General features: G+C 72.0%; 13 protein-coding genes and 1 pseudogene. 5 read left to right on the top strand and 9 right to left on the bottom strand.

What is annotated here, in order from left to right:
• Positions 1–197: 197 nt before the first annotated feature.
• The 3 genes from ACFWFZ_RS33365 to ACFWFZ_RS33375 all read right to left on the bottom strand — a co-directional run bounded on the left by ACFWFZ_RS33365 (position 198) and on the right by ACFWFZ_RS33375 (position 4,053).
• Entirely contained in the window at positions 198–761 is a 564-nt protein-coding gene (locus tag ACFWFZ_RS33365; protein WP_387127596.1) for a GNAT family N-acetyltransferase, read from the bottom strand.
• Positions 762–766: 5 nt separating this feature from the next.
• A complete protein-coding gene (locus ACFWFZ_RS33370; protein WP_387127644.1) occupies positions 767–2,029 on the bottom strand; it encodes a GAF domain-containing protein in 1,263 nt (420 codons plus the stop codon).
• Between the two features lie 380 nt (positions 2,030–2,409).
• Positions 2,410–4,053: an acyl-CoA dehydrogenase family protein gene (locus tag ACFWFZ_RS33375; protein WP_387127598.1), complete on the bottom strand. Its 1,644-nt coding sequence runs from the start codon at positions 4,051–4,053 to the stop codon at positions 2,410–2,412.
• Positions 4,054–4,070: 17 nt separating this feature from the next.
• On the opposite strand from ACFWFZ_RS33375, the gene ACFWFZ_RS33380 reads away from it, so the two are divergent.
• Positions 4,071–5,186: a YihY/virulence factor BrkB family protein gene (locus ACFWFZ_RS33380; RefSeq protein WP_030826393.1), complete on the top strand. Its 1,116-nt coding sequence runs from the start codon at positions 4,071–4,073 to the stop codon at positions 5,184–5,186.
• 306 nt (positions 5,187–5,492) lie between these two features.
• On the opposite strand, the pseudogene ACFWFZ_RS33385 reads toward ACFWFZ_RS33380, so the two are convergent.
• Together ACFWFZ_RS33385 and ACFWFZ_RS33390 are read right to left on the bottom strand one after the other, a co-directional pair.
• A pseudogene (locus tag ACFWFZ_RS33385) lies at positions 5,493–5,707 on the bottom strand (transposase family protein); the annotation flags it as partial.
• A gap of 416 nt (positions 5,708–6,123) precedes the next feature.
• Entirely contained in the window at positions 6,124–6,477 is a 354-nt protein-coding gene (locus ACFWFZ_RS33390) for a DUF5655 domain-containing protein (RefSeq protein WP_387127601.1), read from the bottom strand.
• Between the two features lie 657 nt (positions 6,478–7,134).
• Here ACFWFZ_RS33390 and ACFWFZ_RS33395 point away from each other — a divergent pair.
• The 3 genes from ACFWFZ_RS33395 to rsgA all read left to right on the top strand — a co-directional run bounded on the left by ACFWFZ_RS33395 (position 7,135) and on the right by rsgA (position 10,574).
• Entirely contained in the window at positions 7,135–8,442 is a 1,308-nt protein-coding gene (locus tag ACFWFZ_RS33395) for a S1 family peptidase (RefSeq protein WP_387127604.1), read from the top strand.
• 31 nt (positions 8,443–8,473) lie between these two features.
• Complete coding sequence (locus ACFWFZ_RS33400) at positions 8,474–8,938, top strand: hypothetical protein (protein WP_387127606.1); 465 nt, start codon at positions 8,474–8,476, stop codon at positions 8,936–8,938.
• 469 nt (positions 8,939–9,407) lie between these two features.
• Positions 9,408–10,574: a ribosome small subunit-dependent GTPase A gene (gene rsgA / locus ACFWFZ_RS33405; protein ID WP_387127608.1), complete on the top strand. Its 1,167-nt coding sequence runs from the start codon at positions 9,408–9,410 to the stop codon at positions 10,572–10,574.
• An 80-nt stretch (positions 10,575–10,654) separates the two neighbouring features.
• On the opposite strand, the gene ACFWFZ_RS33410 is transcribed toward rsgA, so the two are convergent.
• The 4 genes from ACFWFZ_RS33410 to ACFWFZ_RS33425 form a co-directional block, all read right to left on the bottom strand.
• Entirely contained in the window at positions 10,655–10,813 is a 159-nt protein-coding gene (locus tag ACFWFZ_RS33410) for a hypothetical protein (protein ID WP_387127610.1), read from the bottom strand.
• A gap of 137 nt (positions 10,814–10,950) precedes the next feature.
• On the bottom strand, positions 10,951–11,568 hold the full coding sequence (locus ACFWFZ_RS33415; RefSeq protein WP_387127613.1) for a GNAT family N-acetyltransferase: 618 nt from the start codon (positions 11,566–11,568) through the stop codon (positions 10,951–10,953).
• Positions 11,569–11,671: 103 nt separating this feature from the next.
• The gene (locus ACFWFZ_RS33420; protein WP_387127615.1) at positions 11,672–12,154 is read right to left on the bottom strand and encodes a DUF456 domain-containing protein; all 483 of its coding nucleotides are present in this window, start codon (positions 12,152–12,154) and stop codon (positions 11,672–11,674) included.
• Between the two features lie 24 nt (positions 12,155–12,178).
• On the bottom strand, positions 12,179–13,156 hold the full coding sequence (locus ACFWFZ_RS33425; RefSeq protein WP_387127617.1) for a helix-turn-helix domain-containing protein: 978 nt from the start codon (positions 13,154–13,156) through the stop codon (positions 12,179–12,181).
• 308 nt (positions 13,157–13,464) lie between these two features.
• On the opposite strand from ACFWFZ_RS33425, the gene ACFWFZ_RS33430 reads away from it, so the two are divergent.
• Entirely contained in the window at positions 13,465–15,117 is a 1,653-nt protein-coding gene (locus tag ACFWFZ_RS33430; protein ID WP_387127618.1) for a protein phosphatase 2C domain-containing protein, read from the top strand.
• Positions 15,118–15,120: the final 3 nt, after the last annotated feature.

Consider the following 15,120-nt stretch of genomic DNA (forward strand, 5'->3'; position numbering starts at 1 on the left):
CACCCCCCACTCCCGACCCCGACCAGGGACACCACCCCCCAGCCCCGCCGGCGCTTGAGGCGCGACCACCGGCCCGCACCCGCGGAACAGGGGCAGCGCCCCAAAGGCCCCCTGACCCCCGGCCGGCACCCGGAAACGGCCCGCACCCGGGGAACAGGGGCAGCGCCCCAACAACTCGGCAGGCCGCGCCGGAGGCGTCACGCTCCGGGCCAGGGCCCCGGCGTCGGGGTCTCCTCCTTCTCTTCCGTCTCCGTCTTGAAGACCTTGAAGCCGCGCCGCTGGTAGTTCGCCATCGCCGTCGGGCCGTCCTGGCTGCAGGTGTGGACCCACACCCGGCGGGTGGGCTCGCGGTCCGGCCAGCGCGACGCGAGGTCCCACGCCCGTTCGACGCCGACGGACAGCAGGTGGCCCCCGATGCGGCGGCCGCGGAAGTCGGGCAGCAGGCCGAAGTACATGATCTCCACCACGCCGTCGTCCTGCGGGTCGAGCTCCACGTACCCCGCCGGCGTGCCGCGGTCGTACGCCACCCACGTCTCCACCCCCGGCCGGTCGAGCTGCTCCACCCACTGCGCGCGGGTCAGGGACAGCCGGTCCGTCCAGTGGATGTCCCCGCCCACCGAGGCGTACAGGAAGCGGCTGAACTCGGGGGAGGGAACCTCCGACCGCACGATGGATATCTCCGGGCCCGCCGGAGCCGCCGGGACGAGGTCCGCCGGAGAGGTCATCTCCAGCGACCAGGTGGTGAGTGTGATGGTGCTCATGCAGCTCAGGGAATCATGCCGGCCCCCGTCCGGCCCAGGCGGGCCCGGACCACCGCGGGAGCCGTGGAGTGCGGGAGCAGCGCGGCCGGGTCCTCGGGGCGGATCAGCTCCACCTGCACGTCCTCCGCGAAGCGGTACGGCCGGTGGGCCAGGACGCCCGCGAGGTGGCGGCGTACCCGCGATAGCTCCGCCCGCACCGTCACCGTACGGCCCGGGTCGCCGAACACCTCCGCCGACAGCTCCGCCGCCGAGCGCCCCCGCGGGCTCTCCGCCAGCAGGAACAGCAGCTCCGCGTGGCGCGGGCTCAGCTCCTGCGACCAGCTCCCGGACGAGCCGTACACCGTCGCCGACCAGGAACCCGCCCGGCTGAGGTCCAGTACGACGCGGGTGGCCGCCGTGCCCGTACCGTCCTGCGCGACCCGCAGCAGCCAGCCGCCGGGCAGCGGCTCCGCCACGCAGTCGCCGAGCTGCGGCACCCACACCCGGCCCGGTGCGAAGTCCTTCGGCAGCGGGATCCGGTCCACGGGGGCCAGCCCCGTCACCGCGGCCGTCCAGCCGTGCGGGTCCACGGCCAGCGCCCGCCCCGGCAGCCCGGCCAGCAGCGGGGCCGCCACCGACCGCAGCCGCTCCAGCGACTCCAGGTGCCGGATCCGCAGCTCCCGTTCCGCGAGCCGGGCCACCGAGCTCACCCAGGCCAGCGTCGCCGGATGCATGGTGGCCAGCGGCCCGCTGACGTCGACCACGCCCAGCAGCCGCCCGTCCCGCGGGTCCCGTACGGGCGCCCCCGCGCAGGTCCAGTCGTGGTGGCTGGAGACGAAGTGCTCCGCCGAGAACACCTGGACGGGCCGCCGGGCCACCAGGGCGGTCCCCACGCCGTTCGTGCCGACGACGGCCTCGTCCCAGTCCGCCCCGACCCCGAAACCCAGCCGGTCCGCCTTGCGCAGGATGGACGTGTGGCCCTCCCGCCACAGCAGCCGCCCGTCGGCGTCCGCGACGACCATGATGTGGAGCGCGCCGTCGAGCGCGGGCAGCAGGCCCTCCCGCAGCACCGGCAGCACCCCCCGCAGCGGCGAGACGTGCCGCCGCTCCTCCGTCTCGGCGGCCGACAGCATCCGCGAGCGCGCGTCCCGGTCCGGGTGCACCCCGCCGGCCAGCATCCTGCGCCAGGACTCCGCGATCTCCGGCCGGGGCGCGGCCGGCGGGCGGTCGCCCGCCAGCGCGGCCGCGCGCACCCCCTTGAGAAGGCGCGTGGCCTCCCGAGGGTGCATGGCCGAGATGCGTGCCACATCGACCGTGATGCCTGTGGTGTCGGCCACCGGAACCTCCCCGTGCGAACAGGACGTACGACGCCGGCCGCCCGGCGGTTCCCCAGGTGCCGGTCCACGGCTGCCTCGGACCGCTTCCCCCGGCGCCCCCGACGGGCGGCTGCCGACTCAAAGGTTGCAACGGTATGCAACTCTCGCCAAGTCCCGGCCGCCCGACCGAAAATGTCCGGACGTCGCCCGAGCGGCGTGACAGCTCCTCCTCGGGGCTTCGGATCAGAGGTGGTGCCGAGTCGGCGCGGCGCCACCTCTGCGCCGGTCGACGGGCCCGGATCCCGGCTCGGAGCGGTTTGGGGACCGCAGGGGAGCCCGACGGGGGCTCCTCCCTAGCCCGCGATCCGCGCCCGTTCCACGACCGTGCGCAGATCCAGGCTGTGCGGCAGCGTGCCGAAGGCCGTACCCCAGTCACCGCCCAGCCGCGAGGCGCAGAAGGCGTCCGCGACCTCGGGCGGAGCCCACCGGACCAGCAGCGATCCCTGCAGCACCAGGGCCATGCGCTCCACGACCCGGCGGGCCCGTGCCTCGATGCCCTCCAGATCGGCGAGATCCGTCAGCAGGTCCTTGATGGCCGAATCCAGCCGGTGGTCGGCGCCCCGGGCCAGGCCCACCTCCTGGAGGAAGGCGTTCAGCGCCTGCGGCTCCCGCTGGAGGGCGCGCAGTGCGTCCAGGGCCTGGACGTTGCCCGAGCCCTCCCAGATGGAGTTGAGCGGGGATTCGCGCAGCAGTCTCGGCAGCCCGGACTCCTCGACGTAGCCGTTGCCGCCCAGACACTCCAGGGCTTCGGCCACCATCGGCGTACAGCGCTTGGTCACCCAGTACTTCGCGGCGGGCACGGCCAGGCGCAGAAAGGCCTTCTCCTGCTCGGTCCCTGCGTCGTAGGCCGCGGCCAGGCGCAGCGTCAGGGTGGTGGCGGCCTCCGACTCCAGGGCCAGGTCCGCGAGCACGTTGCGCATCAGCGGCTGGTCGATGAGCGGTGCTCCGAAAGCAGAGCGGTGCTCCGCGTGGTGCACGGCCTGCGTCAGCGACTGCCGCATCAGCGCGGCCGAGCCGATGACGCAGTCCAGCCGGGTCGCCGCGACCATCTCGATGATGGTCCGCACCCCGCGGCCCTCCTCGCCGACCCGCCGCGCCCACGTCCCGTCGAACTCGACCTCGCTCGACGCGTTCGACCTGTTGCCCAGCTTGTCCTTCAGCCGCTGGATCGCGAAGACGTTGCGCGTGCCGTCCTCCAGCACCCGCGGCACCAGGAAGCAGGTCAGTCCTCCCGGTGCCTGCGCCAGCACCAGGAAGCCGTCACACATCGGCGCCGAACAGAACCACTTGTGCCCGGTCAGCAGGTACTCGCCGGACGCGTCCAGCGGCACGGCGGCCGTCGTGTTGGCCCGTACGTCGCTGCCGCCCTGTTTCTCCGTCATCCCCATGCCGAAGAGCACGCCGGCCTTCCGTGCCGCCGGCCGCAGCCCCTCCTCGTACACGTGCGAGGTCAGCCGCGGCTCCCACTCGGCGGCGATCGACGGATCGGCCCGCAGGGCCGGCACGGCCGCGTGCGTCATCGAGATCGGGCACCCGTGGCCCGCCTCGGCCTGCGACCACAGGAAGAAGCCGGCGGCGCGGCGCAGGTGCCCGGCCGGCCGTCCCCAGGCGTCGGTCAGCCCGGAGGACACCGCGTGCCCGAGCAGCCGGTGCCACGCAGGGTGGAACTCCACCTCGTCGATCCGGTTCCCGTACCGGTCGTGCGTGCGCAGTTTCGGAGGGTTCTCGTTCGCCTGCGCGCCCCATTCCTGGGCCTGCGCGGAACCGGCCGCGCGCCCGAGGTCCGTGAGCTCCTCCCGTACCTCGCCGAGGAGTTCGGGATCCGCGTCCGCCAGGTGGCGCTCGACGCCCTCGGTGAGGGCCCGATCGCCCCCGTAGACGTCGTGGCCCACCAGGGGCGGGGCCTGGTTGCTGACTGTGTGGGTGGTGGCTGCCATGCGGATACCGTAAGGACGTGCAGCCAGCAAAAGAAACACCCGAGCGGATCCCAGGACGGCTCCACCGGGCCCGCGCCCTCTACCGCAACGTCTCGAAGCGGAAGATGGGCTGGCTGCTGCTGAAGGACACCGTCAACTCGTGCATCGAGTACCGCATCCTCGGGCTCGCGGCCGAGGCGGCGTTCTTCACCCTGCTCTCGCTGCCCCCGCTGTTCCTGGGCCTGCTGGGCCTGCTCGGCTACGTCGACGGGTGGACGGACACCCGTACCGTCGAGAGCATCGAGGAGAACATCCTGCGCGCGGTCGGCACGGTCCTGTCCGACCGCGGCGTCAACGACATCGCCAGACCCCTCCTGGACGACGTCACCCGCAGCGGCCGGCCGGACCTGATCTCGCTCGGTTTCGCCTTCGCGCTGTGGTCGGGATCCCGCGCCGTCAACGTCTTCATCGACACCATCACCGTGATGTACGGCCTCGACGGCCACCGCGGCATCGTCAAGACGCGGCTCCTGGCCTTCCTGCTCTACGTCATCGCCCTGCTGATCGGCGCGATCGTGCTGCCGCTGATGGTGGTCGGCCCCGACGCCGTCGTCCGGCTCGTGCCGTGGGGCACCGAGGTGATCGCCGTCCTGTACTGGCCGACCGTGACCCTGCTGTCCATCGCCTTCCTGACGACGCTCTACCACGTGTCCGTACCGGTGCGCTCGCCGTGGATCGAGGACGTGCCGGGCGCGCTGGTGGCACTGGCGATGTGGGTGCTGGGCTCGTTCCTGCTGAGGATCTACCTCACGAACACCGTGGAGGGCCCGACCATCTACGGCTCCCTGGCCGCGCCCGTCGCCGTCCTGCTCTGGATCGGCATCTCGGCGTTCGCGGTGCTCGTCGGCGCGGCCGTCAACGCCGCCATCGACCGCGTCTGGCCGTCGGTGGCCACGGCGGCGGCGCGCGAGGCGAACGAGCGGATCCGGGAGGCGGAGGCCGCGCAGCTGGTCGCACGGGCCGCCGCCTGGCGGGCGATGGCGGAGGGCGAGTCGGAGGACGACGAGGACGAGGGCATGCCGTCGGAGTTCCCGGAACGCTGGTCGAAGTTCCTGCCGCCGGAGGACTACCACTCGCGCCTGCGCAAGCACTGACCGCCGGGTCGCCGGGGCGGCTCGGTCCCCGGCCCGCAGGACGAGCCGTCCGCCCGGGGCGCCGGCCGGCTCCTCGCCGACGTCCTCGACGAGGGCCATGGCCACGGGCGAGAGCACCCTCTACGTCGCGGATCTGGACGGCGTGCCCGTCGGAAGCCCTGGTGCTGGACCACGGGCCGAGCCTGCAGCTGCCGATCACGCCGGCCGGGGGAGCCCGGGCGGTACGTGCGGCCGCTGGTCTTTCGACCGGCGCTATGCGGGCCGGGGCGCTGTAGCCGATATTCACGCAGCGTCTTGAGCGGGCTCCGGTACGCGATCGGCAAGAAGGCCGGTCACGGCCGTGACGTAGGTGTGGGCGGTGCCGACGGATATCCCGAAACCGGCTGCGACGAGGGCGAGAGTGTCGCGGTGGTGCAAGTACACGGAGCGGCGAGCGCACGCCGGTGCGGCGGAAGCTTGCGCCGCCGGTCGCCCTCACGGGTGACGATGAGCACGGTGACCCACTCGACCACGGCGTGCAGGAGGTCGAGTGCAGCAGGATGGGGTACCGACGAGGCTCCAGTCCCGGTGGGTTGAGACTTCGAACACCTCCCTCAACGGCGCGGAAGCCTCGTGCGTTGCAGCCCCGGTCCCCACCTCACCGGCGTCCCCCGATCGGTGGCCCTCCTGAAAAGGCGCACGGTGAGACAGGCCACGACCCATCCGTCGAATGCGAGAACAATCACCACCGCGAAACCACGAAACCCCAGCTCACGGCCAAGACCTCCCGGGACAGAACACCTAAGGGCTGTCCCATGAAGATCCACCGGAGGCGTGTTCCGGTTCAGCTGGCATACCAGTGAGCGCTGTGCTCGTCACCGGGCGAGGTCGGGTCCGCCAGGGAAGCTAGGGCGGCGGGCGCACGGCGACACCGAACGCTCCCGGCCGTGTGTACCGCTCAAGTCGCCCGCGCCGCGGCCTCGATGAGCCATGCGGTCACCTGTTCGTCGATGTCGTCGAGTGAATGCACTTCCAAATGATGCATCCAGTGTCTGGGGGTGGGGTGGGAGACTTCCTTGAAGCGTGGTGAGGGGTCGTGTCTGCCGAGGGCGATCGACAGCACCACCTCGGCGGTCGGGGCGTGAAGGTATCGGCCGGGCAACCAGAGGTAGGCAAAACCGTGTCTGCGCCGGAACGCGACCTGGCTTCTCGACACCCGGACTTCGATTGGTTCTTCCAGCAGGGAGCTCATTCGCTCGAAGACCGCCAAGCCGAGGCTGTCGCTCCCAAAGAACTCTTCGGCAGTTGTCACCCGGCCATCATGGCCGGGACGGTCCAGCCATTGTGGCGTTGAGCGGGCGCCCTCGTCGAGGCTGAGCAGGGCGCAGGGCGCTGGGGTAATTGATGACAATGCAATGATCTTGCTATGGCTGGTGTGATCACGGCATCTGGCGGTTGGCGCAGTGGAAACAGGCGCACAACAAGATCGAATCCGGAACGGTTCAGGGGGGAGAGGTCGGTGTGGGACCGCTGTCTTGGGTGTTCATCACATAGGGGGTGACGCTGTCTCGGTTTCGTGAGTTCCGAATCGGCGCCGTCGACGGCAGAACTTGGATAAGTATCCGTTCCTACTTCCCGTGGGCTCGCGCGGTCACAGCAGCGCCGATTGAGACAGTTTGGGGATGGATTTCGGCCACAGGATCAAGGGGATCGAACGGGTGTGCTGTCGCTCGTCTGCCCTGCGCACGGCACCCGCCCCGCCTCACGGAATAAGATAGTCCGATTTCTGCGGCTCTTGAAATGTAGGCACACAAGTCCTACCGTCTCCGCAGGTGTTGACTGCGCCTCAGGTTTCTGAGAAGTGACCCGGAGTGGCTCCCATGGGGAATTTTTCGTACTGAGTGCTCATTTCGTGGAGGGTTTAATGAGAGTCAGATCCATAATGTTGGCCATTCTGACAGTAGCCGGAATGGCCATACCTGCAACTGTTCCCGCAGTGGCGAACCCTGCGTCCACTTCCCTGCAAAATCCGCTGCTTCAGGTAGATGAAGCGGACGTCGCGGAGTCCCTGCGGTTGCGCCGGGAGCTTGGTTTCGAGTCCTCGGAGAGCAAGCTGACCGCCATCCTCCGGGACCGGCAATCCCTGAAGTCTTCAGCGGGCACCCGGATGGAGCCCCTCATCAACGAGTGGGGTTTCATCGGAACTGCTGCTGAAGTGGCGGAGATGAAGCGTCGTGACGCGCTCGTGTCCGCGGTTGAGCCGACTGTTCGCGAATTTTCCCAGCAGGCGCAGTTTGCCGGACATTTCCTCGACAATCGCCGCGGCGGGCGCCTGGTAGTCCAGTTCGCCGACGCCCTGCCGACGGGAACTACGCAGGCAGGGCTCACGGAAACAGCCCTCAAGGCGGGTAGCTCCGCCTCCGACGTCGAATTCCGGGTTGTCGAGCACTCCACTGCCGAGCTCACCGACGCCATGGAAGCGGTGTGGAAGTGGGCCACCGAAGCGGGCGGCACCGAGATCCCGGTCCTCGCTGTCGAGGAGGACGTGACCACCAACGGGCTCAAGGTGGTCCTCCGGCCGGGAATCGTGCAGGACGGCGTACGCGACGTCCTGGCCCGGCTCAACGTTCCCTCGGTCATCACCGAGGCCGACGGGGCCGACGAAGCGTGCACCTCCCGCAATGCCTGCGACTCGCCTCGCCGCGGTGGTGTCGGTATCAGCAAGTCGAACGGGCTGTGCAGCATCGGCTGGGTGGTGAACCGCAGCGGTGTGCGCGGGGCACTGACTGCCGGACACTGCTGGTGGGGCACCAACAGCGGCACGGTCGCCTCGGGCAGCGCCACGTACGGCTCCCTGACCGGCACCAATGCCCTCAAGAACGGCACCCATGCCGACATGCGCTTCATCTCGATCCCCAGCAACAGCCAGCCGTGGTTGTACCAGAACGCCGCGAACAAGGCCCGGGTCGTGACGGGATCATCGCTGGGTTCCGTCGGCGCCGTTGCCTGCCTCTTCGGCCGCAACTCGGAGAACGCGCGCTGCGGGACGATTTCATCCACCAACGCGAGCCATACCAGCAACACTTGTAGCTGCGTCGTCTACGGGCAGTCCGCAGCCTCCTACTCCAGCGCAGGTGGTGACAGCGGCGGCGCGGTTGCCAGCAGCTCCACGGGCAACGTGGCACGAGGCGTGCACTCCGGAACGTTCGGGGCGAAGCACTACAGTTGGATCGGGTACACCTCCACGTACAACATGGGAACGCTCGCCACTGGATGAGTCCGGGGGTGACGAGAACAGGACGCCCACCATGAAGGCACGACTCCTTCTGGTCCCCATCCTCCTCGGTGGCCTGATGGCTTGCTCCTCGGCCTCCGATGCCGAAGGCGATGCGTGCCCTGAGTGGCCCGTCTACGCCAATCCGCAGGAAGCCCTCAAAGCTGCGGATTACGTCATCACCGCAGACATCACGAAGAGGGTGGGAAACGAGGCGATCTTCGGTACCGAAGCACACGCCTACTCGGTCAGCAACAAGGGGCTGCCTGTTCTGAAGGGGGAGGACGTCGGCTACACCGACCTCAAGGTCATTTCCGCACCTCAGAAGTGTTCCGGCGGAGATCCCTATCCGGACGGGGATCCGCTGCGTGAGGGCCGGCGAGTCATCCTCTTCCTGACACGGGAAGACCCGAAAGGGCCCTGGCGCACGATCACGCCGGACCATGGGGTGCTCCCGGCCGACGGTGGCAGCAGCCTCCCCGACCGCTGGCCTTCGTAGCCGACAGGACAGGGCAGGAGCCGAGCCTGTCCTCACCTTTCGAGATGGTGAGGGCGGGCTCGGCGCGCTCCTTTGCGCCTCAAACACGCTCTGAGGTGCAAAGAACTTCACCGCCGATGCCCCGGGAGATGACAGCAAGGCGACAGCCCGGGCAGGGCGCGGGCCGTCGCCGGAGGTCCGAATCGGCTGTCGGCGTCGTGCAGGTGGGCTCCGGATTTAATCGGTGGTGCCGTGCACTGGGGTGGGGCTATGGTTCTGCTCGTTCCGAGGCGCGACTGTGTCTGTGCCGAGGAACGGCGTTGGTTGGTTGAGAAGAAGCAGGAGGTGAGGACATTGATGACTGTCACGGTGACGGGCTCTGCCCGCATTCAGGAGTTCATCGTTCCCACCCCTGTGGTCTCCGGCTGACACCCACTCGATCCGCGCGCTCGGAGCGCGCCGCCGGGGCCACCCTTCGAAGGGTCCCCCCTTGTTCAACGCTCCGCTCCACCCGTTTTCCTCTTCCGCTGTCCAGCACCCGCTCGCCGTCTACGGCTGGGACGAGGGCTGGGAAGCCGAGTTCGCCCCGTACGCCGCCCAGGGCCTGGTCCCGGGCCGGGTCGTCCGGGTCGACCGCGGTCAGTGCGACGTCGCCACCCCTGCCGGCGTCATCCGGGCCGACACCGAGTTCGTCGTTCCCCGCGATCCGATGAAGGTCGTGTGCACGGGGGACTGGGTCGCCGTCGACCCCGAGGGCAGTGACCCCCGGTACGCGCGCACGATCCTCCCTCGGCGGACCGCGTTCGTCCGGTCGACGTCGTCCAAGCGTTCTGAGGGCCAGGTGCTGGCCACCAACATCGATCACATCGTCATCTGTGTGTCGCTCGCGGTCGAGCTCGACCTCGGGCGGATCGAACGGTTCCTCGCGCTCGCGATGTCCAGTTCGAGCGGTGAGGCACTGCTGGGTACGTCGGCGGACCCCTGGGAGTCGGGGGCGCAGTCGCTGATCGTCCTCACCAAGGCGGACCTCGTCCCGGACCCGGTCACCCTCGGCCACCTGGTCCAGGACGTGGAGACGAGCGCCCCGGGCGTCCAGGTCCTCACCGTCTCCTCCCACACCGGGGAGGGCGCCGACGTCCTGGGTGCGATCGTCGCCGACGGCACCAGCGTCCTGCTGGGCGTCTCCGGCGCAGGCAAGTCCACCCTGGCGAACGCGCTGCTCGGCACGGACGTCATGGAGGTCCAGGCCATCCGTGACGTCGACGGCAAGGGCCGTCACACCACGACCACCCGCAACCTCCTCGTCCTGCCGGGCGGCGGGGTCCTCATCGACACCCCGGGCCTGCGCGGCGTCGGGCTGTTCGACGCGGAGGCGGGAGTCGGGCAGGTGTTCGCCGAGATCGAGGACTACGCCGCGCAATGCCGCTTCCACGACTGCGCCCACGAGGCGGAGCCGGGGTGCGCGGTGCTCGCGGCACTGGAATCGGGGGCTCTGCCGGAGCGGCGCCTGGAGAGCTACCGCAAGCTCCTGCGGGAGAACCAGCGGATCGTCGCGAAGACGGACGCCCGGCTGCGGTCGGAGATCCGCCGCGACTGGCGGCTGAAGTCGGCGGAGGGCCGGGCCAATTACTCCGCCAAGCGCGGCAACCGGGTCTGACCCGGCCGCCCCGCCGGGCCGGGCCGGGCCGCCTTCGGGCTGCCCGGCCCGGCGGGAGGAGGCGGCCCGGGACAGAACACCTACGCGCGGTCGGGGGACGGGGCGCCGCACCGGGGGCAGTCGCGGGTGTCGCGATCGGGGTCGAGGTATCCGCATGCGTCGCAGACGAGGTGCAGCAGGCAGGCGGGCTCGCCGGCGTCCGCCGGCTCGGCGGGCGGGTTCGGTGCGGGCGTGTCCATGGCGGCTCCCGGCGGGCGGTGGCGGCGGCTGGCCTCGGGGACTTCGAGCGTAGCCCCCCGCTCGCGGCGACCGCTTCCGACTACCCGGCCTCCGTGCCCGGTGCCGGGCCGACCGCGGCCGGCACCGGGCGGTGGTGTCAGGCCTCGGCCGGGGTCCGCGGTGCGCGGCGCATAGCCCACAGGGCCGGGCCGCCTCCGGGGAGCCGCGCTTCCCCGAGCACGGTGAAGCCGAAGTGCTCGTAGAAGGGCAGGTTGTCGGGCTTGGACGACTCCAGGTAGACCGGCAGGCCCGCCGCGTCGGCCTGGGCCAGACCCGAGCGCAGCAGAGCCGCCCCGTGCCCCCGGCCGCGGGCGGCGGGGTCGGCGCCGATCACCGCCAGGTACCAGTGCGGCTCGGTCGGGGCGTGCTTCACGGCCTCCTGGACGGCCTCGCGGAACAGCCCGGCCCGGTCGCCGAGGATGCCCTCAAGCTCCTGCACGGTCTCCGCGTCGGGCGCGGCCTTCGCCTGCCCCTCGGGCGCCACCCAGAAGGAGGCCGCCGCGTCGGTGCGCTCGCACACGCCGTGGTGGACGTACTGCCGGGTGAACAGCGTGGTGAAGTAGCGGCTCAGCCCCGCCTCGCGAGAAGCGTCGTCGGGGAAGAACCAGCGCATCATCGGGTCGTCGCCGAAGGCGGCGGCCAGGGTGCGGCTGACCATGCGGGCATCGTCGACCGTTGCCGTCTTCGGAGCGTTCGTTATGGGCATACGGGTCATTCTGCACCCTTGATGATCTTGACCGGCAGGCGGGCCCCGTCGACGCGGTCGGCGCCGGCCCGCCCGGACGCTCCAGGGCCGCGATCGGAGCGGGGCACCGGGGTCAGGCCGTGGACACCGCGCCCACCCATGCCCCCACCACCAGCAGGCATGCGAACAGTTCCACCAGCACGCTCGTGCCCACCGCCCGCATCACCGCACGCGTCGACGCCCAGGCCTCGCCGTGCCCGCCCAGGCGGAGCCGCTCGCAGAGGTAGACACCGCCCACGAAGCCCGGAACGGCCCCCACCACCGGGACCAGGACGAAGCCCACCACCGCACCCGCGCCCGCGAAGACCGCCGTCCGGGGGGTGACCGGGAGCCCGTGGGGCCGGCGCGGCGGCAGCTGCCACTTCACCACCTGGACCACCAGCAGCAGGGCCGTCCCCGCGACCAGCAGCGACCACGCCAGCGCCGACCGCTCGTGCAACGCCCACCACATCAGCCCCGCCCACACCAGCCAGGTCCCCGGCACACCCGGAACCAGTACCCCGACCAGCCCGAGCAGCAGCACCAGACCCACCAGGAGCAGCTGCGGCACGTCCACCCGCCCAGCGTGCCCGACCAGCAGCTACCGGGCCACCCAGCCACGTTCGTACGCGTGCCAGCCCAGCTGCAGCCGGGTCGTCACCCCCGACAGCTCCATCAGGCCCTTGACCCGCCGCTGCACCGTCCGCAGGCCGAGCTCCAGGTGCTTGGCCACGCTCGCGTCCGTCATCCCCGCCAGTAGCAGCGAGAGGATCTCCAGGTCCGTGGCGTCGGGGATGCCCCCGGCCTCCTCCGCCGAACCGGCCGCGCCCAGCCTTAGCGGCAGCGAATCCCGCCACACCGCCTCGAACAGCCCCGTCAGGGACTCCAGCAGCCCGGACGCGTGCACCACCAGCGCCGCCGGCTCCGCGCCACGCGCCGTCAGCGGGACCATGGCGAGGGCCCGGTCCGCGATCACCAGCTTCGTCGGGACCTCGGCCGTCACCCGGACCTGCTCGCCCCGGGCCAGCGCCGTCGACGCCTCCCGGATCCCGCGCGGCAGGGTCAGCACCTCCCGCTCGATCACCACCCGGTAGTCCACCCCGCGCACCGAGGCCCGGTCCTGCGTCTCGTTGTCCGTACCCGTCACGACCTGGGGGCTGCCGCTCACCAGCGCGCACACCTCCTTCTCGGCGCCCAGCTGGAGCTGGTGGAAGCGGTGCGCCACCGCGCTCGCGCCCTGCACCACCTCCACGAGGTCGTGCACCGCCGGTTCGGCCGCCTCCGCCCGGTACTCCTGCGCCAGCAGCGCCGCAGCCAGCTCCGCCTGCTCCAACTCATGCCGCTGCCGGGTCAGCAGGGTCCCGAGCGCCACCCCCGGCGGCGCGGCCACCCAGCGCCCCGGCCGCGCCGAGGACTGCGCCGCCAGCCCGTGCCGCTCCAGGTGGCGCAGGGCCCGTTCGGTCTGCGGCACCGGCAGGGTCAGCCGGTGCGCGAGGTCGGGGACCTCGGCCGCGCCCAGCGCCACCAGCGCGCGGTACGCGGACTCCTGGCCCTCGTCCAGGCCTATGGCACCCAGCAACCCGTCCACCACCTTTCGACACGACGCCTGGCGGGAAGCGGCCACGGCGCGAACCCGCCGCCGACATCATCGCCGCACTCCCCGCCCCTCTGCCAAGGTTGCACCACCGAAGCACCAACATCCGCAGGCCAGAAGCCATTTGTGGGGCAGCTCTCAAGGGCGCCACCGTCACCCGCACGGTCGCGTGGGCGTACGACGTCCGCTGATCGGTACGAGCAGGACGCACGGGGTCCACCAACCGGCGGCCCGGTGGACCCTTTTCGTGTATTCGGCGTTTTCGGCCCCCACCGGAGGCCGAGAATGAGGGCATGAGTCAGCAGGGCGCGGACGACTGGTGGCAGAAGCTCTACGAGGACCCGGACGCGGGGCCGGCACCCGACCCGGGGGACACCCTCGACAACCGGTTCCGGTCGGTTGCGGGTGTGACGGCAGACCCGGCCGAGGCGCCGCCCCCCGCGCCGCAAGAGCCGGTACGGCAGGCCGAGTTCGGGCCGGGGCGCGGGCCGTTGCCGGCCCCGCGGCCGGAGCAGGACGGCGGGCTGCCCGCACGTCCGCCGCTGCCCGACGCGGTCCGCCGGGAGCCACCGCGCCCCCCGGCGGCGGGGCCGGTGCCCGCGCCGCGCCCGGCCCCCGACGGCCTGCCCGCGGCTCCGGCCGTGCAGGCGCCGCCGCCGCCCGCGCCGCCGCCGGCCGCGGAAGCGCCATCGCCCGGTGAGCGGTACGGTCCGCCGCCGCCACCGGCGCCGCCCTGGCACGGGGCCCAGCCGCGCGATCCCCGCACCGGCGGCGCCACCGGTTACGCCCTCGGCGGCGTCGAGGTGCCGCCGGCGCCCGGTCCGGAGCTGCCCGCCCGGCGCGCCCAGGCGCCCCGCCCGCAGGACCGCACCGAGGAGGTCCCGCAGCCCGCACCCCGCCCCGACCCGGCACCCGCACCCGCACCCGTACGCGCACCCGCGTCGGCCGCCCAGAACACCCCGCACTCGCGAGACACCCCGGACTCCACGGGCGCCACGGATGCCACGGCGCCCCGGCAGCGGCCCGAAGTGCGGCACCTCGGCGACCGCGCACCCACCTACGCCCCCGAACCGGGAGCGCTCCCGCCCGCGGACCCGGCCGCCCTCGACGGCCTGGTGCCGGACACCGTCCTGGAGGGAGCCCGCTACGGCGGCTACACCCTCCGCGCCGCCTCCCTGCGCGGCGACTCCGCCCGCTACCGCGGCGAGACCCGCCGGGACTTCCTCCTCACCGCCCGCTTCGGCAGCGGCGACGACGCCCTGGTCCTGGTGGCCCTCGCCGGTGGGGACCGGGCGGCGCCCGGCGCCGCCGAGGCCGCCGCAGAACTGTGCCGCACGGTCGCCGCGGCCGTCGGCCGCAGCCAGGGCCGGCTGGCCGACGACATCCGGGCCGGCCGCCGCGACGACCTGCGCTCGGGCCTGCAGCGGCTCACCGACCGCGGCTACGGACGCCTGCGGGCCCGCGCCGCCGAGCTGGGGCTCGCGGAGGAGCAGTACACGGCGGGACTGCGCGGACTGCTGCTCCCGGTGGACCCCGAATGCCGCACCCGGGTGTGCTTCGGCGCCGGCGCGGGCGGACTCTTCCGGCTCCGTTCTGGTCAATGGCAGGACCTGGAAGCGGCCGGTCCCGCCGCCCCGGCCGCCCCCGCGCCGACCTCCGCCCCCGTCCCCGGCGACGGACCCGGCGACGGACCCGACGGGACGCCCGGTGAGCCCGGCAGCCCCTTCCGCTTCCGGGCCGCCGTGGCCAGGCCCGGAGACGCCCTGCTCCTGTGCTCCGGCGGCCTGGCGGAGCCGATGCGGGAGGAGGCCGCCCTCCAGGCGGAGCTCGCCGCCCGCTGGGGCGAGCCGGAGCCGCCCGGCCTCGCCGCGTTCCTCGCGGACACCCAGCTCCGCCTCAAGGGCTACGCCGACGACCGCACGGCCGCCGCAGTCTGGGAGGCGTAACCG

Source organism: Streptomyces sp. NPDC060232, from assembly GCF_042726555.1.
Taxonomy (GTDB): Bacteria; Actinomycetota; Actinomycetes; order Streptomycetales; family Streptomycetaceae; genus Streptomyces.

Excerpts from the sequence above, each read along its gene's own strand:
- ACFWFZ_RS33410 (WP_387127610.1), bottom strand. The coding sequence starts at position 10,813 with ATGGACACGCCCGCACCGAACCCGCCCGCCGAGCCGGCGGACGCCGGC.
- ACFWFZ_RS33400 (WP_387127606.1), top strand. The coding sequence starts at position 8,474 with ATGAAGGCACGACTCCTTCTGGTCCCCATCCTCCTCGGTGGCCTGATG.
- ACFWFZ_RS33415 (WP_387127613.1), bottom strand. The coding sequence starts at position 11,568 with ATGACCCGTATGCCCATAACGAACGCTCCGAAGACGGCAACGGTCGAC.
- ACFWFZ_RS33365 (WP_387127596.1), bottom strand. The coding sequence starts at position 761 with ATGAGCACCATCACACTCACCACCTGGTCGCTGGAGATGACCTCTCCG.
- ACFWFZ_RS33395 (WP_387127604.1), top strand. The coding sequence starts at position 7,135 with ATGGCCATACCTGCAACTGTTCCCGCAGTGGCGAACCCTGCGTCCACT.
- ACFWFZ_RS33370 (WP_387127644.1), bottom strand. The coding sequence starts at position 2,029 with ATGCACCCTCGGGAGGCCACGCGCCTTCTCAAGGGGGTGCGCGCGGCC.
- ACFWFZ_RS33375 (WP_387127598.1), bottom strand. The coding sequence starts at position 4,053 with ATGGCAGCCACCACCCACACAGTCAGCAACCAGGCCCCGCCCCTGGTG.
- ACFWFZ_RS33430 (WP_387127618.1), top strand. The coding sequence starts at position 13,465 with ATGAGTCAGCAGGGCGCGGACGACTGGTGGCAGAAGCTCTACGAGGAC.